Source organism: Dactylosporangium sp. NPDC051087 (assembly GCF_055586325.1).
Genome location: NZ_JBVJIJ010000008.1, coordinates 17670 through 43480, shown reverse-complemented (window position 1 = coordinate 43480; position 25811 = coordinate 17670). Strand labels below are relative to the sequence as shown.

Here is a 25811-nt window from a genome sequence, read left to right as displayed (position 1 = left end):
CGGGTTGTCGACAGTCAACGGCCTTACCAAGTGCGGGCTTCGACCGTGGAAGCAGGTACAGGGGGAGGTGATGAATCGATGATGCACATCCGGCTGCTCGGTGACGTGGCGGCGCGCGTGGGCGAGGTCGCCGTGGACTTCGGCCATGAGCGGCAGCGGTGCGTGCTGGCGGCGCTGCTGGTGGAGCCGGGCCGGCCGGTGCCGGTCGACGTGCTACTGGACCGGGCGTGGGGTGACCGGCTCCCCCGCCGGCCGCGCGACGCGCTCTACAGCTACGTGTCGCGGCTGCGGCAGACCCTGGCGGTCGGCGGGTGCACGGTGCAGCGCAGGCCGGCCGGATACGTCGTGCAGATCGACCCGCTCGCCGTGGACCTGCACCTGTTCGACGATCTCGTCCGCCGCGCCGGTTCCGCGGAGGACCCCGAAGCGGTGCGGCTGCTCGACGCGGCGCTGCGGCTGTGGACCGGGGACGCGTTCGGCGGGCTCGACACGCCATGGCTCAACACGGTCCGCCGGGACCTGCACCGCCGCCGCCGGACGGCCGAACGCGCCAGGGACGACCTCGCGCTGCGCCTCGGGCTGCACGCCACGGTGGTCGACGGCATGACCGCCAGGGCCGACGCCGAGCCCTTCGACGAGAGCCTCGCCGGTGCCGCGATGCTGGCCCTGTACCGGTGCGGCCGGCGCGGCGAGGCGTTGAGCCGCTTCGACGGGCTGCGCCGGGAACTGGCCGAGCACCTGGGCATCGAGCCGGGCGAGGAACTGCGCCGCCTGCACCGCCGGATGCTGCTCGCCGACCCGGCGCTGGCCGCGCCGCAGCCGCCCCAGCCGCCGGTGCCGCCGCGACAGGCGTCGGCGCCGCGCCGGGCGGGCGCGGCGCCGCAGCAGCTGCCCGCGGCGCCCTGCGCGTTCACCGGCAGGGACAGCCATCTCGCGGAGCTCACCGCCGCGCTCACCGCCGGCGGCGACCCGGAGCACGGCACCGCGGCGATCGTCGTCGTCGGCGGTGCCGGCGGGATCGGCAAGACCTGGCTCGCGCTGCGGTGGGCGCACGAGCACCGGCGCCGCTTCCCCGACGGGCAGCTCTACGTGAACCTGCGCGGCTTCGACCCGTCCGGCGAGCCGCTGTGCCCGGCCGCCGCGGTCCGGGTGTTCCTGGCCGCGCTCGGCACCGACGCGGCGGCCCTCCCGGCGGGCCCCGACGAGCAGGCGGCACTGTTCCGGGAGCTCGTCGACGGCCGCAAGATGCTGGTGCTGCTGGACAACGCCCACGACAGCGCGCAGGTCGTGCCGCTGCTGCCGGGGTCGGCGACGGTCGCGGTGCTGGTGACGAGCCGGCGGCGGCTGACCGGGCTGGTCGCCGCGCACGGCGCCCGGACCGTGACCCTCGGCTGCATGAGCGGCGCCGACGCGGCCGAGCTGCTCCGGGCCCGGCTCGGCGCGGACCGGGTCGCGGCGGAGCCGCGGGCGGTGGAGGCGCTGCTGCCGCTGTGCGGCGGGCTGCCCCTGGCGCTGGGCATCGTCGCGGCGCGCGCGGCCACCGACCCGCACCGCCGCCTCGCCGATCTCGTCGCCGAGCTGCGCGCCCGCCGGACCCGGCTGGACGCGCTCGACGCCGGCGACCTCGCGGTCAGTCTCCGCGCGGCGATGGCCGGGTCGGTGCGGCACCTGTCGCCGGCGGCCGGGCGGTTGTTCGGCGACCTCAGCCGGGCGACCGGACCGGACGTCAGCGCGGCCGCGGCGGCGAGCATGACCGGTTTCGACCCGGCCGCCCAGCGGGCCGCGGTCCGGGAGCTGCTCGACGCGAGCCTCATCGCGGAGGAGGTCCCCGGCCGGTTCCGGATGCACGACCTGGTCCGCCTGTACGGCATCGAACGGGCCGGCGCCACCGACGGCGGCCCGGCGCGGCTGCTGGACCATTACGTGCACAGCGCCTGCGCGGCGGCGTTGTGCCTCGAGCCGCTCCGCGACCCGCTGCGGCTGCCGGCGCCGCAGCCGGGCGTCCGGCCGGAGACGTTCCCGGACGGCCGCCGCGCCCGCGAATGGTTCGCCGCCGAGGACCAGGTGCTGCGCTCCGCCGTCAGGTACGCCGACGGCGCGGGCTTCCACCGGCACGCGTGGCAGCTCGCGTGGGCGATGCTCTTCATCCTCGACCAGCGCGGCAACTGGCACGCGGAGGTCGCCGTGCACAAGGCCGCCCTGCGCTCGGCGCTGCGGCTCGGCGACGACACGGGCATCGCGCACGCGCACCGGGGGCTCGCTCGCGCGTACACGTGGCTGCGCTGCTTCGACGAGGCACGCGGCCATCTGCGGGCGGCCCTGGAGGCGTGCCTGCGGCGGGATGACCTCGTGGGCCAGGGGTTCGCCTACCGCGGCATGGCCCGGGTGTCGGCGTGGCAGGGCCGGCCGGAGCTGGCGCTCGCCGACGACCGGCGCGCCCTGGCCGCGTTCGAGGAGGCGGGCCACGACCACGGCCGCGCGCAGACACTCAACGCGCTCGGCTGGCACCACGCGCACCTCGGCGAGCACGCGCGGGCGGTGCGGTGCTGCGACCGGGCGATCGCGTTGCACCAGCGGCTCGGCGACCGGCAGGGCGAGGGCATCACCTGGGACACGCTCGCGTACTCGCGGTACCGCAGCGGCCTGCCCGCCGAGGCGATCCGCTGCTACCGCAAGGCGGTGGAGCTGCTGCGCGGGCAGAGCGACCGCTACCTGGAGGCGGTCGTGACCGGGCACCTCGGCGACACGTTCGCCGCGCTCGGCAGGACCGCCGACGCCCGCACCGCCTGGCTGTGCGCCGCCGAGCTGCTCACGACGCTCGGCCACCCGGACGCGCGGACCGTGCGGGCGAAGGTCGCCGAGCTGGCCCGCACACCGCCCGGACCCGCTCACACATAGACGGCGGCACATGCGTATTGGCAGACTGGACGGCAAGCCTGCCGCCCGAGCGCGAAGGAGCCCGACCATGCTGCTGCGTGAGATGGCGTACGTGCCGGTGTCGCTGCTGCGCCAGTACGGCAGCCGGGCCGCCCTGCGCCGCTACCAGCTGCGCCGGTTGAACCGGTTCCTCGCGCACGCCGGTGCGCACGTCCCCTACTACCGCGGCCGGCTGCCGCGGCTGGCGTCCCTGGCGGACCTGGCGGGGGTGCCGCTGCTCACCAAGACGATCCTGCGCGGCACGTCCAACCGGGAGTTCGTCGCCGACGGCGTCGACACGGACGCGTGCTCGGAGTTCTCCAGCAGCGGCACGACCGGGCACCGGGTGACCGGCTGGCACGACATGAACGCCCACGACTACCACATGGCCGCCTGCGTCCGGCGGTTCTTCGCGACCCGCCGGTACCTGCCGTGGGACCGGCTCGCGCACCTGAAGCCGTTCCCGATGCCGGGCCGCCTGGTGGAGAAGGCAGGCCTGTTCCGGCGGCACGTCATCCTGACCACGACACCACCCGCCGACTGGGTCGCAGGGCTGCTGGCGTACCGGCCGAAGGTGCTCATCGGCTATCCGGTGCACCTGCGGGAGCTGGTCCGGACGATGACCGCCGACCAGCGGGCGCGGCTGCGCCAGGATCTGCGGCTGGTGCTGACGGAGTCGGAGCTGCTGGTGCCGGCGTGCCGGGCGCTGCTCGAGGACGGCTTCGGCGTGCCGGTCCGCGACGAGTACTCCGCCTACGAGACGCTGAACATCTACTTCGAGTGCCACCGCGGCGGGCGGCACCTCGCCGAGGACCGGGTCCTGGTGGAGATCCTCGGCGAGGACGGCACGGTCCTGCCCGACGGCGAGGAGGGCCAGGTCGTCGTGACCGCGTTCCAGGAGCGGGCGATGCCCCTGGTGCGGTACGCGCTCGGCGACCTCGGCACGATCCGGCCGGACCCGTGCCCGTGCGGGCGCCGGTTCCGGACGATGACGCTCACCAGCGGCCGGATGAACGACGCCGTCGTCCTGCCCGACGGCCGGAAGGTCTTCGGCGACGTGTTCCTCGGCGTCGCCATGTACGAGCCGGGCGTCGCGGAGATGTACGTGCGGCAGGACGCGGCCGGCACGATCCGGGTGTTCGTCGTGCCGGACGGCTCGCTGCCCGGCGACGCGGTCCTCGCGGGCACGGAACGGTCGCTGCGGGAGCGGGCCGGCAAAGCGGTGCCGCTCGACATGCGGCTCAGCGACCGCATCCCGCTGACCGCCGGGGGCAAGGGCCAGCTGGTGGTCAGCGAGTACGCCCCGGCCGTCGCGGTCAACCGGGCAGACTGACCGTCGCGGGTTCGGCGACGGCGGTGAACTCGAGGCGGAGCACGGCGAGGGCCGCGTCCAGCCGGGCCTGCGCCGCCGCCGCGTCGGGGCCGGTGACGACGAGGTAGCCGACCTTGTTCGCCGCCTGGTCGAACGGGTGGACCGTCGCGCCCGGCTCGGCGTACACCTCGCAGCACACCACCCCGGGCAGCGCGCGGGCCGCCGCGAGCCCGTCGACCGCGGTGAGGATCCCGTCCGTGGCGAGCGGCGAGGCGAGGATGTGGATGATGCCGGCGTCGGCGCGGGTCGGGGTCAGGTCGACCGGTTCGCCGAGCGCCAGGGACACCAGCGCGGCGACGGTGTCCACGCCGTACATGTGCCGCATCAGCAGCGGGAAGGCGTTGCCGCACAACCGGGCGTTCGCCTCCAGCACGGCGAACGTGCCGTCGTCGCGGAGGATGACGTCGAAGTTGGCGGGCCCGTCGCTGAGGCCGATCGCGCGGCAGAGCCGCCCGGCGGCGGTGACGAGCCGGCCGCGGGTGCCCGTGCCGACCGGGGCCGGGCCGGTGTGCCCGCCGATGACGAACCGCGGGCCGGGCACCAGGCGCTTCTCGGTGATACCGGCGAAGGCGACCCGGCCGGCGCGCATGAACACGTCGACGGTGAGGTTGCGCCCGGCGAGGTACTCCTCCACGAGCAGCGGCCCGCCGGGGGCCGTGAACCGGGCCGCGTCGTCGAGGGCGGCGGGCAGGCCGGCGGGGTCCTCGACGAGGCTGACACCCTTGCTGCCGGACGTGTCCGGCGGCTTCACCACGACGGGGAAGCCGATCTCGTGCGCGGCGCGGATCAGCGCGGCCCGGTCGGCGCCCTGGTGCCAGCGGTAGCCGGGGACGCCGGCGGCGCGGGCGACCTCGTGGAACGCGGCCTTGTCCAGCGACGCGCGCGCCGCGGCGGCGGGGAACCGGTACGGCAGCTCGAACCGGTTGCTCAGCTCGTGCCAGGTCCACAGGCCGGCCTCGCTGGCGGCGGCGACCACGGCGGTCGGGCGGCCACCGGCGAGCGCGGCGACGATGCCTTCGTGGTCCTTGATGCTGACCGGCAGCCACATGTCGGCGTACGCGAACGCGGGCCGGTCGGAGCGGGCGTCGACGCCGATCGTGGGGATGCCGCGGCGGCGGGCCTCGAGGTAGACGGGCAGCTGGTCCTCGCTCGCGCCCAGGATGAGCATCATCTGACGGTCTCCCGCGTTGAGGGGGCTTCGGCGGCCAGCAGGTCGTGCGGGGCGATCGGGATGTTGGCCTCGCGGACGTAGTACAGGAGAGGGCGCACGCCGCCGCGGACCAGGCGGTGCACGTAGGCGGCGATCACCCCGACGGCGCCGAGCAGCACGACCTCGCCGGCGACCCTCCCGGCGGTGCCGGCGGCGACGACGACCGGGACGGCCACGGCGACCGCCGCGTAGACCCAGACCAGGGGCCGCAGCGAGTAGCCGAAGAACAGTTCGGCGCTGTGCGAGAACAGCCGCCACACCGCCCACCGGGACCCGCCGTCCTGCCGCTGCCGGTGCGCGACGTCGACGGTCGCCCAGCGGGCGCCGAGCAGTGGCATGGTGGCGACGAAGTACGGGGTGGCGAGGCGCAGGTCGACGGCCCGCCGCGCGACACCGGCGCGCACGACGCGGAACACCGACGAGCCGTACACGAGGTCGACGCCGAACAGCCGCTGCGCCATCCGCTGCTGGACCGCGGAGCCGAGCCGGCGGAACAGCGGGTCGTGGCGTTCGCGGCGGATGCCGTAGACGACGTCGTAGCCTTCGAGGGCCTTCGCGATCAGTTTCGGCGCCTCGGCCGGCGGCGACTGCAGGTCCGCGTCGAGCTGCACGACCCAGTCGCCGCTGGCGTAACGGAACCCGGCGCCGTGGGCGGCCTCCAGGCCGAAGTTGCGGGAGAACGACACGTAGCGCACCCGAGGGTCCCGGGCGGCCAGGGCCTTCACCTTGTCGAGGGTGCCGTCGGTGGAGCCGTCGTCGACGAACAGGATCTCCAGGCCCGGGTAGCCGGACAGTTCGGCGTCGATGGTGGCGTGGACCTCGTCGACCTGTGCTTCTTCGTTGAAGCACGGGATGAACGCGGTCAGCGACGCCGGGCGTTCCTCGCCGGTGCGCTGCCGGGGGATCACCGGGTCACCAGCCACGACGGCGGCAGGTTGCGGTGCACCTCGATCGCCTCGAACACCGACGGCTCCCGCGGCCCGTGCCGGCGCACCCAGGCGGCCATCGCCGCGAGCCCGTCCCGCAGCGGCATCTCGTCGGCGGTGAGGCCGAAGCACTTGCGGACCTTGTCGTGGTCGGCGTACGCCTGCCGGACCTCGTTGCGGGCCGGCAGGTGCGTGACGTGCAGCGGCACGCCCATCGCCTCGGCGGTCGCGGTGGCGAGGGCATTGAGCGAGTAGACGGTGTCGCCGCCGATGTTGAAGGTCTCGTTGTACGCGGCCGGGTTGGTGACCGCGCGGGCGAGGACCGGGGCCACGTCGCTGATGTGCGTGAACGCGCGGACCTGCTCGCCGTCGCCGAAGATCGTGAAGGGCTCGCCGCGCAGCGCCTGGTTCATGAAGATGCCGATGACGTTGCGGTACCGGTCGCCGATGTTCTGGTACTCGCCGTAGACGTTGTGCGGGCGGAAGATGACGTACGGCAGCCCGAACATGTCGTGGGTGACCCGCAGCTCCTGCTCGACGGCGAGCTTCGCGATGCCGTAGGGGTCCTCCGGCGACGGGATCAGGTCCTCGCTCATCGGCACCTGGTTGCTGCCGTAGACGGCGATCGACGAGGTGAACACGAAGCAGCGCACGGTGCCGGCGTTGACGGCCGCGTTGATGAGGGTGACGCTGCCGACGACGTTGTTGGTGTAGTTGAACCGTTTGATGAAGTGGCTCAGCCCCTCGGCGGCGTACGCGGCGAGGTGGAACACGTAGTCGAACCGGAACTCGGCGAACAGCTCGGCGACGGCCACCGGGTCGCAGACGCTGCCCTGGCGGAAGACCGCCGCGTCCGGGACGTTGTGCGGTGACCCGCCGCTGAGGTCGTCGAGGACGACGACGCGGTGGCCGTCGGCGAGCAGGGACCGTGTGACGTTCGCGCCGATGAAGCCGGCGCCGCCGGTCACCAGCGACGTCGGTGTCGCCATGGCACGTCTCCTTCCGCGCTGTTCGCCCGGCTCAGACCCGGGTCGCCGGCTGCTCGGTCACGGCCGCGTCGCGGTGCCCGCCGCGGTGCCGCCGCGGCAGCGTGAACCATCGGCTCGGCGCGGCCAGCAGGAACAGCACGAGCACGACGTGGACGGCGATGAAGACGTACGCCTCGACCTTGGTCGGGTAGTGACCGAGGAACACCTTGATGTGCGACGCCCACGTCCACACCTCGGGGATGGTGCTCCACTGTGGATCGGTGTGGTCGTTGACCGTCAGGAACGCCAGGTCCTCCAGGCCCGACACCATGATGAGCAGCATCGCGTAGGCGATCCGGCGCACATTCCCGGCCGTCCCGCCGCCGAGCCGATGGGCGAGGGCGAGCGACATGATGACGATCGGGGTGAGCACGAGAATGTGGTAGTAGACGGTCGGGAAATCGTCCAGGTAAAAGAAGATCTTCGGGACGAAGTACAGGAAGAACACGCAGAACGCGGCCGGGATCAGAATCCGGACCAGGTGCAGCCGGCGGGCCAGTTCGACGTCGAGCCGGGCGATCGCCTCGGTGGCGAAGACGAACGGCAGCAGCTTGAACAGGAAGATCCCGAGCGACTTGACCTCACGGTCGTGGGGCAGGACGAACCATACGACGGCGGCGGTGCCGGCGGCGAGCGCGAGCAGGACGAGAAATGCCGCATTGCGCCGAATAACCTGACTCATAGGCCGTTTCTCCCGGATCGGTGCCGCCCGCTCTGCACGGGGTCCAAAACTGTCCGAAGCATACGCGGGCGTCACTGGACCGGCAGAGATGATATTGATGCACGGCAATGATCGAGGGAGGGTGCAAGGGGTCTTGCGATCCTATTCGCGGGTGAGCGGGAGACGGACCCGCACGCGGGTGCCGTAGCCGACCGGGCTGTCGACACGGATCGTGCCGCCGAGCGCCTCGATGCGGTCGGTGAGGCCGACGAGCCCGGAGCCGCGGTTGGGGTCGGCACCGCCGGCGCCGTTGTCGCGCACGGACAGCTCCAGCCAGCCGACACGGACGGCCGCGTCGATCTGGATCAGCGACGCGTGCGCGTGCTTGGCCGCGTTGGCGAGCGACTCGGCGATGGCGTAGTAGGCGGCGACCTCGACCGGCTCGGGCAGCCGCCCCGGCAGCGTCAGCTCGATCTCCACGGCGACCGCGGACCGCCGCGCCAGGGCCTTCACCGCCGGCTTCAGGCCGCCCTCGGTGAGGATCGCCGGGTGCACGCCGCGGGAGATCTCCCGCACGTCCTCGACGGTGCCGTTGATGCCCGCGACCACCTCGGACAGCTCGGCGCGCAGGCCGGACAGCTCGTCCGGCACGGAGTGCTGGATACGGCGGATGTCCAGCCCGAGGGACAGCAGCCGCTGCTGGACTCCGTCGTGCAGGTTGCGTTCGATGCGCCGGCGGGTGTGGTCGGTGGCGAGGACCACCCGGGCCCGGGACGCGATCAGCTCGTCGCGCGTCTCGGCGTTGGCGATGGCGGTGCCGATGAGGTCGGTGGACTCCGCGAGGCGCGCCTCGGCGTCCGGGGGCAGCGTCTGCCCCTGCATCGTGGACGCCGTCACCGCGCCCCATCGGCGGTCGTCCACGCTGATCGGTGCACTGACGGAGGCGTTCATCCCGCGCGCCCGCACGTACGCGGCCAGCGGGCCGGACGCGTGCTCGTAGGAGTCCAGCCGGGCGGGCCGGCCGGTGCGCTGCACGATGCCGGTGACGTTGTCGCCCTCCAGCGACACCCGCGCGCCGACGGGCAGTTCCAGGACCGGGCTGCCCCAGGCCGCGACGATCGTGCCGGTGCCGTCGGCCTCGAAGCGGACGATCCGCGCGGTGCTGGCGCCGACGAGCTGCCCGAGCTCCTCCACGACCGCGTCCAGGACCTCGGTCGGCGTGCCACCGCGGGCGACGAGGGTGGCGACGCGGCGCAACGCCGTCTGCGTCCCGACGAACTGGCCGAGCTCCTCCTGGCCGCGTTGCAGGGCCTCCCCCATGACGTTGAACGACCGCTCCAGCCCGCCGATCTCGGCCTTGCCCGTCTCCGGCATGCGGGTGGCCAGGTCACCACCGGCGAGCCGGTCGGCCATCGCGGCGGCCCGGCGGATCGGCTGGACCAGCAGCCGCGTCTGGTAGCCGCCGACGAGGGCGATGACGAGCGCCGACCCGGCCAGCCCGGCGAGGATCGCGATCATCTCCCGGTTGGCCATCGTCTCGGCGCGCGCGTCGCGGGCCATGATGACGTCGCGTTCGGTGACCCGCAGCTCGCCGAGATACGCGCGCAGTTGCTCGATGCGGCGGTCTCCCTCGAGGAGCTTCTGCGCGCTGCTGGCGGCGGGGTCCTTGCGGCGGGCCGCGTCCAGCGCCGGCAGCGAGTAGTCCTCGGCGAACGACGTGCTCGTCTGCGTGATCCGCAGGGCCTGCCGCTGCTGCGCGTCGGTGACGGCGAGCGACGCGAGCCGCGCGTTCGCCTGCTGCAGCGCGGCGCGCGCCAGCTCCCACCGGCTCAGGAACAGCGGGTCGCCCGACAGCGCGTAGGCCCGCTGCGCGGTCAGCAGGTCCACCGTGTGCCGGTGGACCTCGTCCGCGGCCGCGAACAGCTCGTGGGAGTGGCGCGACAGCCGGGTGGTCTCCCGGTCCTCGCCGATCGAGACCAGCAGCGTGCCGAACGCGCCGCCGACGAACAGCAACAGGATGCAGGTGGCCAGCACCATCCTCCGGATCAGCCCGCCCTGCAACCCGCGCATACGCTCTCCCCTGCCCGCTGCCGTGCCGCTCACGCCTCCGGCCTTCGCATGTTTGCGCGCGGGCCAGCGGGTATGCGGTGCGGACGTGGCACCGAGCGGAGGGGGCGGCCTCATGCGCATCGCCGAACGACTCGTCTACGAGGCGCGGGCGCACGGGCTCGCCGGGGACGGCACGACCAACGACCAGCCGGCGCTCGCGGCGCTCGTCGACAGTCTCGGCGACGCCTACGCCGCCGACGGTCAGCCCCGCACCGTCCTGTGCTCCGCGGGGACGTACGCCATCCACGACGAGGGCACCAGATGGCGCAGCGGCGTGTCGCTGATCGGCGCGGGGGCGGGCGCCACCCGCTTCGTGCTGTCGAACCCGTCCCGGCCCACCGCGCCGACACCGCTGGCGATCTTCACCGCGCGGGACCACGGCGCGGGACGTGACAACCATCTCGCCGACTGCACCTTCGCGCACCTCGAGATCGACGGCTCCGGGGTGACCCTGCCCGCCTACGACGTCAACGCCAAGGGGCTGTTCCTGCAGTACGTGCTGCGGGGACGCTTCCACGACCTGTACATCCACGACACCGGCGCGACCGGGTTCGGCTGCGACTTCCTGCAGGACACCGTGCTCGACTCGGTCCTCGCCAGGCACTGCGGCCGGTTGAACGACGGCGAGGAGATGGGCGGCGCGGGGATCGGCATCGGGATCGGCGGCTGGGGCGACGTCGAGCGGCTCACCGTCACCGCGTGCACGACCGTGGGCAACGGGACCAACGGCATCTTCGTCGAGCTGCAGAAGCGCCGGTGGCCGCCGACGCGGGGGATCCGCATCGTCGGCTGTCACGCCGAGGGCAACCGCTTCGGCATCTCCGACTGGGGCGCCGACGGCCTCATCGTGTCCGCGTGCACGATGCTCGGCAACCACCAGGCCGGCTACGACGTGTCGGCGCTGGGCACGTCGTCCGTCGCGGGCCGGGGCGGCATCGTGACCGGCTGCGTCATCGACGGCAACGCGTGGGACGGGGTCGCCGTCGGCAACACGCCCGGCCCGTACACCTTCGACGGCAACCGGATCAGTCGCAACGGGCGGTACGGGTACTGGCAGCACAGCCTCGGGCCGTCCGGCCGCGCGGAGGCACTCGGCGAGCGGTTCCTCGGCGGCGACGCCGGACCCGCCGCGGGCATCGCCGTGACCGGCAACGACATCTGGGACAACGCCCTGGACGGCATCCGGGTCGACTCCCCCGTCACCGACGTGTTCCTGACTGGGAACCGGGTGCACGGCAACGGGCGGCAGTCCGCGCCGGGCGCCGCCGGCGGCGGGACGACGGTCTCCTACTCGCCGCACGCCGTGCACGACACCGCGGCGGCCTGGCCCGCGGGCGGGCACACCGGGAAGATCGTGTCGGTGGGGGCGCAGCAGGCGCTGGTCACCGGCAACACCGCCACGTCGCTGATGCTGGCGCCGGCCCGGCCGGGCGCCGCCACCGCCTGGCGGGACGGCACTCCGCCGCGTGGCGCCGCGTACCGGCTGCCGGACGCACCCTCGTCCAGGCCCGGCGTCACGCTGGCCGCCGCCGTCGACGCACCGACGATCCGCGACAACCGGATCTGGTCGCAGACGCACGGGCTGCGGATCACGGCGTCCGGCCAGTGCTCGTCCGGCCGGGTGCACGACAACGACCTGGCGGGCAACGGGGTGGCGTTCGACGGGGTGTTCAGCGGCGGCCGTTGGGACGACAACATCGGAGTCGACGCTGCTTTGTCGTAATTGCGAGTGATATTTGTGGGTATAGCGTGATGCGAGCTACGTTCGCCGCATGCGTAGGCGATCGGTCCTCACCCTTGGCGCGGTAGGCGCGGTTGCCGCCGCCGTGCGCCCCTCTGTTGCGTTCGCGTCGGCACTGCCGTTCCCGCCCGGATTCGGCTGGGGCGCTGCGACGTCGGCGTACCAGCTGGAGGGCGCGGCGAAGGAGGACGGTCGCGGGCCTTCGGTGTGGGACGTCTTCAGTCACGAGCCGGGCCGGATCCGCAACGGCGACACCGGCGACGTGGCCGCCGACCACTACCACCGCTATCCCGAGGACCTCGACATCATGCGAGACCTCGGGCTCACCTCCTACCGGTTCTCGATCTCGTGGTCGCGGGTCCTGCCGACCGGCCGCGGCACCGTCAACCCGCGCGGCGTCGACTTCTACCACCGGCTCATCGACGGCCTCCTCGCCCGCGGGATCGCGCCGGTCGTCACCCTCTTCCACTGGGACACCCCGCAGGCCCTGCAGGAGCTCGGCGGTTGGGAGAACCGTGACTGCGCCTCCTGGTTCGCCGACTACGCGCACACGATGTTCAACGCCTTCGGCGACACCGTCCCGACCTGGCTGACCATCAACGAGCCGAAGACCGTCGTCGACGTCGGCTACACCGCCGGCACCCACGCCCCCGGAAAGCAGGACCGGCGCCTGGCCAACGTCGTCGGCCACCACCTCCTGCTCGGTCACGGCCTCGCGGTGCAGGCGCTGCGCGCCACCGGCGGCCGCAGCCGCATCGGCGCCGCGCTCAGCCTCTCCCCCACCTACCCGGCCGTGGATTCCGACGCCGCCCGCCGGCAGGCCACCGCCGCGGACGCCGAGGAGAACCGGCGCTGGCTCGATCCGCTGCTGCTCGGCCGCTACCCGGCGGACTGGCTGGCCACCCAGGCGGCGGACGCGCCGGTCCGCGCCGCGATCAAGGACGGCGACCTCGCGATCATCGGGTCACGCAACGACCTGCTCGGCGTGAACTACTACGGCCCCACCCACGTGACGGCCACCGGCAGCCGCGTCATGCGACACCCCACCTCCCAGGCGACGTGGCAGGAGATCTACCCCGACGGCCTCTTCGACCTGCTGACCCGCGTCAAGCGCGACTACGGCGACATCCCGATCAGCATCACCGAGAACGGCATGGCCACCAAGAACCCGCTGCAGGACGAGGACCGCGTCACCTTCCTGCGCGACCACCTCACCGCCGCCCACCGCGCCATCCAGGCAGGCGTCCCGCTGGAGAGCTACCACCTCTGGTCCTTCATGGACAACTTCGAATGGGCCGAGGGCTACACCCAACGCTGGGGCATCGTCCACGTCGACTACGCCACCCAGCGCCGCACCTTGAAAGCCAGCGCCGACTGGTACAAGACCGTCATCGCCAACAACGGCCTCTGACCCTCATCCGGGTCGGACCCACGGCTCGGCCACGCCGTCGCGGATGGTCACCACGCCGTGCTCGAAGAACAGCACGCTGCCGTCCGCGCCGGCCCCGGGTCGGCAGGCCCAGCCGGTGGGCCGCCATCAGGTCCACCACCTCGGACCTGACCGCCACTGCGCCGTGTTCCTCGTTCCAGTAATAGATCGCGCCGCCTTCGAACGGCTGGAGGGTGGGTGGCCCGGGATGGGACGAGCCGGCGACGCGCTCCTCGTCGCCGGTAGGGAAACCCAGCCAGCTGCCGGTCCCGTGCATCCGCTCGTACAGCGTGCCGATGGCGCCCTCGACGAGGCGCGCGCCGTGGCGGTCGCTCGCGTAGACGGTGCAGCCACCGATGCCCTCCTCCGGGCTCCAGTGCCGCACGATGTCCTCCGGATAGTCGACGGCACCCTCGAAACGCTGGTAAATGCCCTTCGTCCCGAAGGGAGACCCGGCCGCTGGCATGGCGTTGCCCACCGGAAGACCCATCAGCTGCCGAATCGCTTCGCCACAGTGTCCGTAGAAGGCGGCGATGGCACCGAGCACCGCCGTCCCACCCGTGCGCGACGACCAGAAGGCGACGCCGCGTTCGAACCATTGGACGTAACCCGCGCCTTCCCCGGCCCTCCGGGCGGTGACACTCAGGTTGGAGACCGGGAAGCCGAGAATCCCGCCCGTGCCGCCGTGGGACTCGTGCACCGCGACGATGAGGGACATGGTCACGTACTCCCCGTGCTTGGAGCTGTAGATCCGTCCTTCCTCGAGCTGCTGGTAAGAGCCCGTCGTGGCGCCGCCGGGCGACGACGCGGACGTCACCGGCGACACCGGATATCCCCGCATCCCTGCGACACCGCCATAGGTGGCCAGGGCCGCTGCGAACACCTCGGGCATGATCACCGCTCCAGCGGCGGCGGTCCAGTGGATCCAACCGTGTGCGTATTCCCGGGAGAAGCCATGCGTGCGGTGCCAGGACGGACCCGTGTAGATCAGCGGGCCGGCCGGTACGCCGAGCTCCGCTCCCGACCTGAGCTCGAGCCGCTCGACGGCGACGGCCGCGGCCGGCAGGCCGGTCAGCCAGCGAAACTCGGCCTTGAGCGCGTCGACCAGGGGCTGGGAGCGGCTGCTGTGCATCGAGGCCAGCAGGGAGACCGCCAGGTCCTTGTCGCGGTGCAGCAGGACCCGGCAGATCTCGGCGGACGTGCCTGGTGGCAGCTTGGCCAGGGCGAGGACCGCGTCGCCGTGGGACAACTCGGTCAGGACACCCGCGGCGACGGACGGCGAGAGCGCCTCCAGCTCGGCAGCGTCCCAGCGTTTGCCGTGCCACCAGACGTTGAGCTGCACGTTGTGGTCGCCGTGCTGGGCGCCCTGGGCGGTCGCGGGTTCCGGCATCGGGCCGCCTTCAGTTGAACGTGTTGTGCTGGATGTTGTCGTCGCCGACCTGGACGCCCTTGGCGTCGCGGAGGTCGACGGTGTATTTCGGGGCGCGGGTCTCCTCCAGGAGCCGCTGGGCGAGGGTGAGGACCTCCTCGTCGCGGTCGGTGCCCGACGCGGTCAGCTCCTCGGCGAGCGCCGCCGGCTCCCCGGCGTCGAGCGCGGCCCGGCCGCGGCCCGTCAACCGGCGGCGCAGCGCGTCGCGCAGGCCGGTGTAGGCGTCCACGACCGCCGCCTTCGCCGCGTCGGTGCCGCCCGCCACCGCCCCCGCCGCCAGCGCCGCGAGGATCACCTCGACACCCGTCATCGCAGATCACCTTCCGTCACGGGAACCCCGGCCGATTGTGACAGCCACCGGCACCGCCCGGGAACCGACGATCGGCCGGACCAGCGCCCGCGCCGCGGGCGCGCTGCCGTCCGTCACGTCCTGCCTCCACGCTGGTCGATGCGCTTGCCGACCCGCCTGGCGTCGGCGCGATCGTGGGCCACGCGGCGACCGGCCGCCGCGAAATTCGGTGTCGCCGCCCCGCCGGTGCCTGATAGACAGCGCTGATGCGCGAGGAGGCCCTGCCCGGCGGGAAGACCACCGGCGCCGTACTGATCGGCGGTGTCGTCCACAAGCCGGCCTCGCCGTGGACCGCGACGGTGCACGCGGTGCTGCGGCACCTCGAGGAGGCCGGCTTCGACGCCGCTCCCCGCGCGCTCGGCTTCGACGACCAGGGTCGCGAGATGCTCTCCTATCTGCCCGGGGAGACGATCGGCGACCAGGTCCCGTGGCCCGGCTGGGCGTCGGCCGACTCGATGCTGGCCCAGGTCGGCCGGTGGCTGCGGCGGGTCCATGACCTGACGGCCGGCTTCCCGCCGCCGCGGGACGAGCGCTGGTTCATCGGCGGCACGATGGGTCCCGGGCTGGTCGTCGGGCACCAGGACGCGTCGCCGTTCAACGCGGTGGTGGACGGCGACCGGCTGGTCGGCTTCTGCGACTGGGACATCGCCGGCCCGTCGTCACGGGCCTGGGACCTGGCGTTCTCCGCGCTGACCTGGGTGCCGCTCGCGTCGCCGCCGGACGGCTCGCCGTTGAGCGGGCACGACCTGCGGGAGCGGTCCCGCCGGCTCCATCTGCTGCTCGACGCGTACGGCCACGACGACGACCGGCGTGCGTTCGCGACCGTGGTGCCGCGACGGGCCCGGCGGCAGGCGGGCGTGATCCGCCGGATGGCCGAGGCCGGGGACGCGGCGTCGACCGCCCTGCTGCCGATGGCCGACCTCCTCGAACGGTCCGCGACCGACGTCGAGGCCCTCCCGGACGACTTCTGGGTGGACCGCGGGACCGCCTGAGACGCCTCAGCCCGGGCCTATGCCGGGCGGAGCCATGCCTCGGCGACGTCGTTGCGGGTGGTCACCACGCCGTGTTCGAAGTACACGACGCGGTCCTCGGTGGCGATCGGGAACCCGAGTCGTCCGGCCATGGTGGTGTCGGCTGTCAGGAGGTCCAGGACGGGGCGCGTGATCGCGACCGCGCCGTGCGGGGCTGTCCAGTAGATCGCGCCGCCCTCGAACGTGGCGTGGCACCGCCACTCCTGCTCGGGTGAGGTCCGGCCGTCGATCTCGCCGGAGGTCGGGAAGCCGAGCCAGCTGCCGGTGCCGTGCATCCGCTCGTACAGCTCGCCGATGCCTCCGCGCACGGCGTGCACGCCGTGGGGTTCGCTGGCGTAGACGGTGCAGCCGCCGATGCCCTCGGCCTCGGTCCAGTGCGAGACGATGTCGTCCGGGTAGTCGTAGCCACCCTCGAACCGCTGGAAATCGCCTTCGGTCCCGAACGGCGACGTCGCGGCCCGCAGCATGACGCCGACCGGGAACCCCAGCACACCGGTGACGCCGCCCAGGCCATCGTGATACTCGGCGATGTCACGCCGGACCTCGACGACACCGGTCTTGTCCGACCAGCAGATCGTGCCGCCCTCGAACCGTTGTGTTCCGCCGGTGGCTCCATCGCCTGTTGCCGCCCGCGACGGGCCGGCCTTGGCGGCGCGACCGATCGGGAACCCGAGCCGACTGCCGGAGCCACCGATGCCTTCGTAATACTGGCCGATCGCGCCGCCGGTCGCGTGTTCGCCGTGCTTGGAACTGTAGACCGTCCCCCCGCAGGCGTAGCCCAGTCGCTCGCAGACGCCCTGGGAATAGACTCCCGTCGACGTCTCATAGTGCTGCCGTGTGCCCTCGGTCTCGAAGCCGGGCGAAGTGTCCGCGGGCGACACCGGTGACAACGGAAATCCGAGCCGCCAGTCACCCACATGATATTCCGCGAACGCCGCAGGCACGACCTGCACACCGCCGCCGTTACTCCAGAAGATCTTGCCGCGCGCGTAGTCCCGGAGGAAGCCCTGCATCCCCTGCGGAAACGGGGTGGCCCGGGACAGGTGACCGACCTTGACGCCGAGCTCACTGCCGTACTCGATCTCAGCCCGTTCGATCGCCTCGGCGGCAAGCGGCAGCCCTTCCACCCACGCGATCCTGGTGACGAGAGCGTCGACGATCGGCTGCGAGCGACTCCGGTTCATGGTGCCGAGCAGGGACACCGCCAGGGCCTCGTGCTTGCGGAGCAGGACCCAGGCGACCTCGGCGGACGCGGCCACCCGCATCGCCGCGAGGGCCTGGACCGCCTCGTTGTACGGCAGCTCGGCGACCAGGTCGGCGGCGTGCGACGCCGACAGCGCCTCCAGCGCGGGGGCGTCGAGCCGGCGGTCGTGCCACCAGATGTTCCACTGGGTGTTGTTGTTGCCGACCTGGACGCCCTTGCCACCGGGGATGTTCGCCTCGACGTCCGTCACGGGCACATTGTGGCAGGCACGCACGGTCGTCATCGACAGACGTTCGGTTCAACTCGCCGGGGTTGAGGACGGGTCGTCGATGAGGCGTTCGATGACCGCGCCGGCGCCGCCGCGGGCCGCGGCCGTGAAGCCGAGGTCGGAGGCGACGAAGTGGCACCGGGCCGCCGGGGACGCCATGGCGAGGCGGGTGAGCTGCGCCTGCGCGGCGGGGATCAGGTGGTCGGCGAGGTCGGCGAAGTAGCCGCCGAGCACCACGACCCGCGGGTTGAACAGGTTGACGAGGATGGCGCCGCCGTGGCCGAGCCACCGGCCGATCCCCGCGACAGCCGCCAGGGCCGCCGGGTCGCGGGCGTCCAGCCGGCGGCGCACCTCGGCGATGCGTTCGCGGGGGTCGGGGACCGGTCCGTCGCCGAGGCCGTACGCGAACTCGGGCGTGATCCGGCGGACCAGCTCGGCGAGCCCGACCTTCGTCTCCCAGCAGCCGGTCCGCCCGCACCCGCACGGGTCGCCCTCGGGTTCGACGGGGAGGTGGCCGATCTCGCCGGAGAAGCCGTCGGCGCCGCGCAGCAGCCGCCCGCCGGTGATGGCGCCGCCGCCGACGCCTACGGATCCGGTGAGATACACGAGGTCGGCGGTCCCGGCGGCGACACCCCACGTGTGTTCGGCGAGCGCGGCGAGGTTCGCGTCGTTGTCGACGCCGACCTGCAGCGCCGGGTCGAGGCCGGCGGCGAGGCGGGACACCACCGGCACATCGCTCCAGCCGAGGTTGGGAGCGACGACCACGACGCCGCGGGCGACGTCCACGAGGCCGGGCACCGCGACGGTCAACCCGACCGGGGTCACCGCATGGTCGGCGAGTTCGGCGAGGGCGCGGTCGGCGGCCGCGGCCAGGTCGGCGAGGCAGCCGTCGACGTCGCGGCGACGGGCGTCGAAGCCGACCCGCCGCTCGACGACGGTGCGGCCGGTCAGGTCGCAGCCGTGGACCGCCAGGTAGTCGACGTTGATCTCGATGCCGACGGCGCCGAGCTCCGGGGACAGCGCCACGTGGCGGCCGGGGCGGCCGGCGGTGCCGGAGCGCTCCAGGCCGGTCTCGCGGACGAGGCGGCGGCTGAGCAGCTCCTCGACGAGGCTCGACACGGTGGTCTTGTGCAGGCCGGTGGCGGCGGCGATCGCGGCGCGGGAGCCGGGCCCGTTGGCGCGGATGTGGCGCAGCGTCCGGCTCAGGTTGGCGCGCCGGACCGCGACCTGGTCGATCGGCTCCACGACAACCCGCTCCACACTCACCATCGCCCCATAGCAAAGCACGCCGCGGGCACGGAGCGTCAATTCACGGCTGGCGGCGGATGAGGCCGGCGTCGATCACGGCCGAGGCCGGGCTGGGGTTGCGTTGCGCGGAGGTCAGATGCTCGGTGACCAGCCGGTGCACGCCGTCGGCGTCGCCGGCCTCGATCAGCGCCAGGATCTGGCCGTGCACCTCGCCGGCGGCGCGCCGCTCGCGCAGCGGTACACCTGTCGTCTCCCGGATGCGGGTGGCCCAGTCCTGCTCGTGGCTGGACCACAGCGCTTCCAGCGCCCCGGCGAGGACGATGAGCGGCGGGTTGCCGCACAGCCCGACGAGGGCCTCGTGGAAGCGCCGGGACACGCCGACGACCCCGACCAGGTCGTCGATGCGGGCGACGTACTCCTCGTGCAGGGACCGCAGCACGGGGACCACCTCGACGGCCCGGTCGGGCCGGCCGGCGCACAGGGCGGCGCAGGCCGGCTCGACGTGGCGCAGTGCGACGGCGACGTCGTCGATGCCGGCGCGTTGCGCGGCGAGGACGAGTCCCAGGTTGTAGCCGAGGTTCGCCGGGGACGGGCGGTGCACGACCGCACCGCCGAGCCGTCCCCGGCGCACCGTGATGAGGCCTTCGGCCTCCAGGATCCGCATCGCCTCGCGGAACGTCGGCATGCTCACCGGATACCGCTGGATGAGCTCCTCGGACTTGGGCAGCGGGGCGCCGTCGGCGAGCTCACCGCGCAGGATCTGGCCGCGGATATGATCGGCGACCTGCTCGGCAAGCCGGTCGGCGGAGACCATGGACTGGCAGTTTAGTACGCGTCGGGGTCGTTCTGGACCGCGGGTGGCACCGGGTGCCGGTAGACGCGGGAGGCGTTCTCCCAGGTCATCTTGCGCACGTCGGCGTCGGGCAGGCCGCCGATCTCCTCCTCGATGGTGCGTTGCGTGTGCGGCCAGGTGCTGTCGCAGTGCGGGTAGTCCTGCTCGAGGAAGATGTGGTCGACGCCGATGACGTCACGCAGCGCGAACGACGACGGGTCCTCCACCGCGCAGAAGTAGAAGTTGCGCAGCAGCACCTCGGCCGGGGTCAGGTCGATGCCCTTCCAGGTGCCGTACATCTGGTGGTAGCTGAGCATGTGGTTGAGCCGGTCGACGAGGCCGGGCACCCAGCCGATGCCACCCTCCGAGAGCACGATCTTGATGTCGGGGAAGCGGACCGGGATGCGGGAGTACAGCCAGTCGACGGCGGAGAACATCGAGTAGCCGAAGAACAGCACGCCGACGACGTCCGGCGGGGCGTCCGGCGCGGTCGACGGCGATGTGCCCGACGAGCCGATGTGCAGGTTGATGACGGTGCCGGTCTCCTCGCAGGCGCGCATGATCGGGTCCCAGTGCCCGGTGTGCAGCGACGGCATGCCGAGCAGGTGCGGCGCCTCGGTGAACGTGACGGCCTTGAAGCCGCGCTCGGCGTTGCGGCGGATCTCCTCGGCGCCCACCTCCGGGTCGAGGAAGTACGGCAGCTGGCAGGGGATCATCCGGTCCGGGTACGCCCCGGACCACGCCTCGATGTTCCAGTCGTTCCACGCGCGGGTCGCGGCGAGCGCCAGCTCGGTGTCCTTCGTGGACAGTTGCAGGCGCTGGCCGGCGAAGCCGGGCAGGAACGAGGGGAAGCACAGCGAGGCGTAGACGCCGCTGAGGTCCATGTCCTTGATGCGTTCGTGGATGTCCCACGAGCCGCGGCGCATGTCGTCGAAGCGGCTGGGTTCCATGCTGTACTCGTCGACGGGCCGGCCGACGACGGCGTTGAACCCGACGTTGGGGAACTCCTTGCCGTCGTAGATCCAGACGTGGCTGCCGTCCTTCTCCACGACGTGCGGGGCCTGCTCGGCGAACTTCGCCGGCATCCGGCCCTCGAACGCGTCGGGCGGCTCGACGATGTGGTCGTCGACGGAGATGAAGGTGTACTTGCGGGGCTGCCGCGGCGGGTCCGGCAGGAACGTCACCTTCGACCGGTCGGCGATGGTGAACGCGCTGTTCTGCAACAGTTCGTCGATCGATGCCATATGAGGATGCCCTTCTAGTCCAGAACTTCGGGTTCGCGGCGCAGCAGGGAGCGCACGGCACCGGCCCAGAACACGTCGGTGCCGCGCTCGATGAGTGACTTCTTCATGCCGTGCCGCAGCCCGGGGGCGATCTCCAGGGGGTCACGGCCGAGCAGCATGACGTCGTACGCGAGCTTGCAGGCGCGGTCGATGCTCGCCGACCGGTACGTCGCCTCCTGGACCGTCGGGGCGGTGACGATGATGCCGTGGCTGGCGAGGATCACCACGGAGCTGTCGCCGATCCGCCTGGCCAGGTCGGCGCCGAGCGCCGCGTCGTCGACCTCGCCGGTGTACTCGTGCACGAGGGCGAGGTCGCCGTCGTACATGCAGCCGGTCTGGTGCACGATCGCCGGCAGCACCCCGATCGCGGCGAGGACGGTGACGTAATAGGGGTGGTTGTGCACGACGACCCTGGCGTCGGGCCGCACGCGGTGCAGTTCGGTGTGGATGTGGATGGCCGGGGTGACGTCCCAGCGGCCTTCCAGGACGGTGCCGTCGCGGTCGACGACGCACAGGTCGGACGCGGAGATCTCCTCCCACCACAGGCCCCACGGGTTGACCCACATGACGCCGTCCGGTCCGCCGTCCTTGACCATCGTGATGTGCCCGGCGATGTTCTCGCTGAAGCCGCTGTGCCCGAGGATGCGGAACGCGCAGGCGAGGGCCTGCCGCTCCGTGAGGTCGACCCCGATCGGCGGCGTGATGCGCGGCGACCAGACCGCTGACCCGCCCTCACGCACGTCCGGTGTTGTCGTGACTGTCACGGCTCACCTCCAAATCTTTTAGAAGATTAAGCGGCAGGTGTACCGAGAATCAAGCAATCGCTTGGTTGTTTTTCGGGCGACCGGACGTCCGTCAGTGACGGGCGTGGCCGATCAGCTCCTGGACGCCGTGTGGTGCCGCGTCGAGGCGTACCTGCAGCACGACGATCCGCGCGGAGTCCTCGCCGACGACTCCCCCGCGCTCGCCGCCGCGGCGCTGCGGACCGCCGGGACGGCGCCGGGCCAGGTCTGCGCCGCCGCCCGCGCCGGTGGGTTCCTGCACCTGTGCCGGCACCTCGCCCGGCCGGACCTGGTCGGGGAGATCGAGACCGTCGAGCGGCTGTTCGCCGTCGTCGCGCGGCACGACCCGGACGCGGTGCCGGCCGGGCTGCCGGCGATCGTCGCCCACGCGCTGCTGGACCACGGGCGCACCGGCACGCTCGCCGACCTCGACCGGGGTATCGCGAAGGCGGAGGAGGCGCTCGCCGGCGACCCGCCCGGCGCCGGTGACCTGTCGCACGACCTGGGGGTCGCGCGATGGCGCCGGTTCTGCGTCACCGGACTGGCGAGCGACCTCGACCGGTCGATCACGCACCTGCGGTCTGCCGTGGACCGCGCCGCCGACGTCCGGGCCCGCACCGTGAGCCTGTCCGGCCTGGGCGTCTCACTGCACGCGATGTTCCAGGTGACCGGATCGCCGGCCGCCCTCGACGAGGCCGTGGCCCGAGTGCGCGACGCGCTCCAGCTGGTGGCGCCGGACGATCCCAGGCGGCCGGTCTTCATGTCCAACCTCGGGCACCTGCTGCAGAGCGTCCACCGCCGGGACGGCGACCCGGCCACTTTGGACGACGCGGTCCGCTGGTCGCGGCAGGCCGTGGCGGCGACCCGCACCGGGTATCCCGAGCTCGCCGAGATGCACCGCATCCTCGGCACGGCGCTGCGGCTGCGGTACGAGCTGCACGGCGACACCGCCGCACTGGACGAGGCCGCGCACCTCACCCGGGCGGCGCTGCCGGCGCACCCGGACCGGTCCCTCGCCATGGTCTCGCGGGCCGAGGTGCTGCACCTGCGCTGGCGACGCGACCGCGACCCCGGCGACCTCGACGGCGCGGTGGACCTGTTGCGGCGCGCCGCCGCCGTCCTCGGTCCCGGCCGCCTGCGCGCCTCGGTCCTCGGCAAGCAGTGCGAGCGCCTGCGGGAGCGGTACGCGCTGACGTTGCGAGCGGCCGACCTCGACGCCGCCGTCGACGCCGGTCGCGCCGCGCTGCGGGACTGCCCACCCGACGACCCCGACCGGGCGGGGATCGAACACGCGCTCGCGCTGGCACTGGATGCCCCGGCAGTACCGGACAACGCCACCGACCCGCAGCTGGCCGCGCTGACCAGCCTGCAGTCCTTCGAGCGGTCAGGGGACCCCGACCACCTCGACAACGCGATCATGTTCGGGCGGACCGCGGCGAGCACCATCACCGATGCGCGGCTGGTGCCGGACGTCCTGGCCACACTCGCCGGCGCGCTGCGGCAGCGGTTCGAGCGCACGCGCACGCCGGACGACCTCGCGACCGCGCTCGACCTGGGTCGCCGCGCCGCCGACAGCGCACCACCCGGTCACCCGCGACGCGCCGACGTGGTCGGCAGCCTTGGACTGACCCTGCTGGCGGAGTTCGCGGTCGACGGCAACATCTCGTCGGCCAACCAGGGGATCGCCGCGATGCGCGAGGCCGCCGAACTGTGCGACGGCGATGCCGGCGGCGCCGCCCTGTGGCGCTTCAACCTCGCCATCGCGCTCGGAGCGCGGTTCGCCCGGACCGGTGAGCGGGCCGAGCTGGCCGAGGCGCTGCACCATACCCGGCACGCGATCGCCGCCGCGCCCGCCGGCGCCGCCGAGCTGCCCGCCCGCCTATCGGAGCTCGCCAGGTTGCTGATCACCTCGTTCCATGAGACCGGCGCCGCCACGGACCTCGCCGAGGCGATCCGCGCAGCCCGCAGCGCCCTGGACCTCACCCCGCCCGGCCATTCGATGTGGGCATCGCGCCAGCACCGCCTCATCTCCGGGCTGCTGGTCCGGTACACCAGGGACGCCGCCGGCGCCGACCTCGGCGAGGCGATCGAGCGGTGCCGCACGGTGATCGCGGCACAGACGGCGGAACGGGCGGACACCGCGGTGTGCGCGGCGTACGCCAGTGCGTTGCACCTGCGCTTCCAGCGGCAGGCCGACGAAGACGACCTGACGACGGCCATCACGACGGCGACCGCCGTGCTCGACCGGCTGCCCGGGCACCACTTCGAACGGTTCGGCGTCCTGGAGGCGCTCGGCCATCTGCGGCTGCTCCGCGACCTGCTCGACATCGCCCGCTCACGACCGGAGGCCGAGGTGACCGCGGCCGAGACCCGGGACGGGTTCGCATACTGGTGGCAGGCGGCGCAGGTCACGGCGGCGCCGGCGGCGGCGCGGATCGGCGTCCTGGCACGGCTCGGCGAGTTCGCCTCCGGCCTGGGGCAGTGGGATGTGGCGCTGCGGGCCTGCGGCGCCGCCGCGGACCTGCTGCCCCTGCTGGCCTGGCACGGGGTGCGCCGCCGCACCCAGGAGCGGATGCTGCTGCGCACGGACGGACTGACCGGCAGCTCCGCCGCCTGCGCACTGGAGACCGGACAGCCCGCCCTCGCCGTCCAGATCCTCGAACAGACCCGCGGCGTGCTGTGGACGCAGCACCTGGCGCTGCGGACCGGACTCGACGGTCTCGCCGCCCGCCACCCGGACATCGCCCGACGCCTGCGGGAGATCCGGGCCGGGCTCGACACACCGGCGCAGAACGGCACTGTCGGGTAGGTGTCGAAGTTACGGATGTCGATCGACAGAGGTGCTTCCCTGCGTGATGTCCTGTTCACCCTTCCCGCCAGAAGGAGGGTTTCATGCGCAGAACGCTCCAAATGTTGTCCGCCGTGCTGCTCGCGGTCGTCGGGGGTGTCGCCGCGGGCGGCTCGCCGGCGAGTGCGGCGTTGCCCGACGCGCACGGGTTCGTGCTGTACAACGGGGCCGTGGTGCCGTCGGCGACGTGGCCCGCGGCGACGACCGTGTCGACCGGGCCGGTCGGCGTCTACACGATCAGGTTCCCCGGTCAGGCGGCCAAGGGCGGCGTCGTGCACGTGACCGCCATCAGCACGGCCGCGCGGTTCTGCCAGGCGGTCAAGTGGGGGCCGTCCGGCTCCGACGAGATCGTCGTCGTGCAGTGCGCGATGCCCGGCGGGGTGCTCATCGCGACGGCGTTCAGCGCCTTCTTCGAGAGCAGCTCGGGACCGGCCGGGTCGATCAACGGCAAGTTCGGCTACGTCGACTACGACGACGCGACCGGCACCCTGGTGCACAGCTACAACTCGGCCGGCGCGGTCAACACCGTCACGCCGACCGCGATGCCCGCGGTGTACGAGGTGAAGCTGCCCGGCCTGAGCACCGCCGGACCGCTCGACGGCAGCGTCCAGGTCACCGCCGTCAACAGCACCGTCGCCCGGTGCAAGATCCGTGAGTGGACGTCCGGCGCGGGTGGTCAGGTGGCGAAGGTCGCCTGCTACAACTCCACCGGCGTGCCGTTCAAGACCCGGTTCGTGCTGACCTACCAGTACAACCAGTCCCTGTACGGCGCGGGCTGGCCGCCGAAGTACTTCGGCTACCTGCTGTTCAAGCCGCCGCTGGCCGGGCCGAGCACGAACTTCAACTCGCAGCTCGGGTTCAACCAGAACACCCTCACCGGCGGCGGCGTCGGGATGTCGCTGGTCACGTTCCCACAGCTGGCCGTGTCGCCGGACAACGTCCAGGTGACGGCGTACGGCGTGGGCAACGAGTTCTGCAACATGATGTACCCGCCGACGCACGTGGGCACGGCCATCTACGTGCGCAACGTGTCCTGCTTCAACGCCGCCGGCTCGCGGGTCAACACCGGATTCACCATCAGCGCCAACTCGGCCCTGTGACGAGCCCGGGGTGGGCGGTCCGGCGCCCACCCCGGCTCCTTGCCC

General features: G+C 72.8%; 19 protein-coding genes. 7 read left to right on the top strand and 12 right to left on the bottom strand.

All coding sequences use genetic code 11. The annotated features are described in order from the left end of the window. The first annotated feature begins 78 nt into the window (after nucleotides 1-78). A complete protein-coding gene (locus ACZ6TV_RS16630; protein ID WP_465298041.1) occupies nucleotides 79-2898 on the top strand; it encodes an AfsR/SARP family transcriptional regulator in 2820 nt (939 codons plus the stop codon). Nucleotides 2899-2965: 67 nt separating this feature from the next. Next, on the top strand, nucleotides 2966-4249 hold the full coding sequence (locus ACZ6TV_RS16625; RefSeq protein ID WP_465298040.1) for a phenylacetate--CoA ligase family protein: 1284 nt from the start codon (nucleotides 2966-2968) through the stop codon (nucleotides 4247-4249). Here the strand turns inward: ACZ6TV_RS16625 and ACZ6TV_RS16620 are convergent. The 5 genes from ACZ6TV_RS16620 to ACZ6TV_RS16600 form a co-directional block, all read right to left on the bottom strand. Beyond that, on the bottom strand, nucleotides 4233-5459 hold the full coding sequence (locus tag ACZ6TV_RS16620; protein ID WP_465298039.1) for an ATP-grasp domain-containing protein: 1227 nt from the start codon (nucleotides 5457-5459) through the stop codon (nucleotides 4233-4235). The genes ACZ6TV_RS16625 and ACZ6TV_RS16620 overlap by 17 nt on opposite strands. After that, a complete protein-coding gene (locus tag ACZ6TV_RS16615; protein WP_465298038.1) occupies nucleotides 5456-6406 on the bottom strand; it encodes a glycosyltransferase family 2 protein in 951 nt (316 codons plus the stop codon). The genes ACZ6TV_RS16620 and ACZ6TV_RS16615 overlap by 4 nt, the downstream gene beginning before the upstream one ends. Then, nucleotides 6403-7413 (bottom strand): NAD-dependent epimerase/dehydratase family protein, encoded by a 1011-nt coding sequence (locus ACZ6TV_RS16610; protein ID WP_465298037.1) that lies wholly within the window; start codon nucleotides 7411-7413, stop codon nucleotides 6403-6405. The genes ACZ6TV_RS16615 and ACZ6TV_RS16610 overlap by 4 nt, the downstream gene beginning before the upstream one ends. Before the next feature lie 31 nt (nucleotides 7414-7444). Beyond that, entirely contained in the window at nucleotides 7445-8134 is a 690-nt protein-coding gene (locus tag ACZ6TV_RS16605; protein WP_465298036.1) for a hypothetical protein, read from the bottom strand. A gap of 141 nt (nucleotides 8135-8275) precedes the next feature. Then, entirely contained in the window at nucleotides 8276-10183 is a 1908-nt protein-coding gene (locus ACZ6TV_RS16600; RefSeq protein ID WP_465298035.1) for a sensor histidine kinase, read from the bottom strand. Nucleotides 10184-10295: 112 nt separating this feature from the next. Here ACZ6TV_RS16600 and ACZ6TV_RS16595 point away from each other — a divergent pair, with 112 nt between their 5' ends. Together ACZ6TV_RS16595 and ACZ6TV_RS16590 are read left to right on the top strand one after the other, a co-directional pair. Continuing rightward, the gene (locus ACZ6TV_RS16595) at nucleotides 10296-11945 is read left to right on the top strand and encodes a right-handed parallel beta-helix repeat-containing protein (RefSeq protein ID WP_465298333.1); all 1650 of its coding nucleotides are present in this window, start codon (nucleotides 10296-10298) and stop codon (nucleotides 11943-11945) included. A gap of 49 nt (nucleotides 11946-11994) precedes the next feature. Then, a complete protein-coding gene (locus ACZ6TV_RS16590) occupies nucleotides 11995-13374 on the top strand; it encodes a GH1 family beta-glucosidase (protein ID WP_465298034.1) in 1380 nt (459 codons plus the stop codon). Here ACZ6TV_RS16590 and ACZ6TV_RS16585 read toward each other — a convergent pair. Then, nucleotides 13352-14734, bottom strand: a complete 1383-nt coding sequence (locus tag ACZ6TV_RS16585) for an LGFP repeat-containing protein (RefSeq protein ID WP_465298033.1) — start codon at nucleotides 14732-14734, stop codon at nucleotides 13352-13354. The genes ACZ6TV_RS16590 and ACZ6TV_RS16585 overlap by 23 nt on opposite strands. 58 nt (nucleotides 14735-14792) lie before the next feature. After that, nucleotides 14793-15131, bottom strand: a complete 339-nt coding sequence (locus ACZ6TV_RS16580) for a hypothetical protein (protein ID WP_465298032.1) — start codon at nucleotides 15129-15131, stop codon at nucleotides 14793-14795. 245 nt (nucleotides 15132-15376) lie between these two features. On the opposite strand from ACZ6TV_RS16580, the gene ACZ6TV_RS16575 reads away from it, so the two are divergent. Continuing rightward, entirely contained in the window at nucleotides 15377-16162 is a 786-nt protein-coding gene (locus ACZ6TV_RS16575; protein WP_465298031.1) for a phosphotransferase, read from the top strand. A 17-nt stretch (nucleotides 16163-16179) separates the two neighbouring features. Here the strand turns inward: ACZ6TV_RS16575 and ACZ6TV_RS16570 are convergent, their stop codons facing one another. Genes ACZ6TV_RS16570 through ACZ6TV_RS16550 form a run of 5 tightly spaced genes read right to left on the bottom strand, consistent with a single transcriptional unit; the run spans nucleotide 16180 to nucleotide 21800 of the window. Then, on the bottom strand, nucleotides 16180-17655 hold the full coding sequence (locus ACZ6TV_RS16570) for an LGFP repeat-containing protein (protein WP_465298030.1): 1476 nt from the start codon (nucleotides 17653-17655) through the stop codon (nucleotides 16180-16182). A gap of 48 nt (nucleotides 17656-17703) precedes the next feature. Continuing rightward, on the bottom strand, nucleotides 17704-18942 hold the full coding sequence (locus ACZ6TV_RS16565) for an ROK family transcriptional regulator (RefSeq protein ID WP_465298029.1): 1239 nt from the start codon (nucleotides 18940-18942) through the stop codon (nucleotides 17704-17706). Between the two features lie 40 nt (nucleotides 18943-18982). Then, entirely contained in the window at nucleotides 18983-19735 is a 753-nt protein-coding gene (locus ACZ6TV_RS16560) for a FadR/GntR family transcriptional regulator (protein WP_465298028.1), read from the bottom strand. Between the two features lie 11 nt (nucleotides 19736-19746). Next, the gene (locus ACZ6TV_RS16555; RefSeq protein ID WP_465298027.1) at nucleotides 19747-20997 is read right to left on the bottom strand and encodes an amidohydrolase family protein; all 1251 of its coding nucleotides are present in this window, start codon (nucleotides 20995-20997) and stop codon (nucleotides 19747-19749) included. Nucleotides 20998-21011: 14 nt separating this feature from the next. Continuing rightward, entirely contained in the window at nucleotides 21012-21800 is a 789-nt protein-coding gene (locus ACZ6TV_RS16550; RefSeq protein ID WP_465298026.1) for a class II aldolase/adducin family protein, read from the bottom strand. Nucleotides 21801-21903: 103 nt separating this feature from the next. Between ACZ6TV_RS16550 and ACZ6TV_RS16545 the strand changes: the two genes are divergently transcribed. Both ACZ6TV_RS16545 and ACZ6TV_RS16540 read left to right on the top strand, forming a co-directional pair. Further along, nucleotides 21904-24627, top strand: coding sequence for a hypothetical protein (locus ACZ6TV_RS16545; RefSeq protein WP_465298025.1), 2724 nt, complete (start codon nucleotides 21904-21906; stop codon nucleotides 24625-24627). A gap of 83 nt (nucleotides 24628-24710) precedes the next feature. Continuing rightward, nucleotides 24711-25766: a hypothetical protein gene (locus ACZ6TV_RS16540; RefSeq protein WP_465298024.1), complete on the top strand. Its 1056-nt coding sequence runs from the start codon at nucleotides 24711-24713 to the stop codon at nucleotides 25764-25766. Nucleotides 25767-25811: the final 45 nt, after the last annotated feature.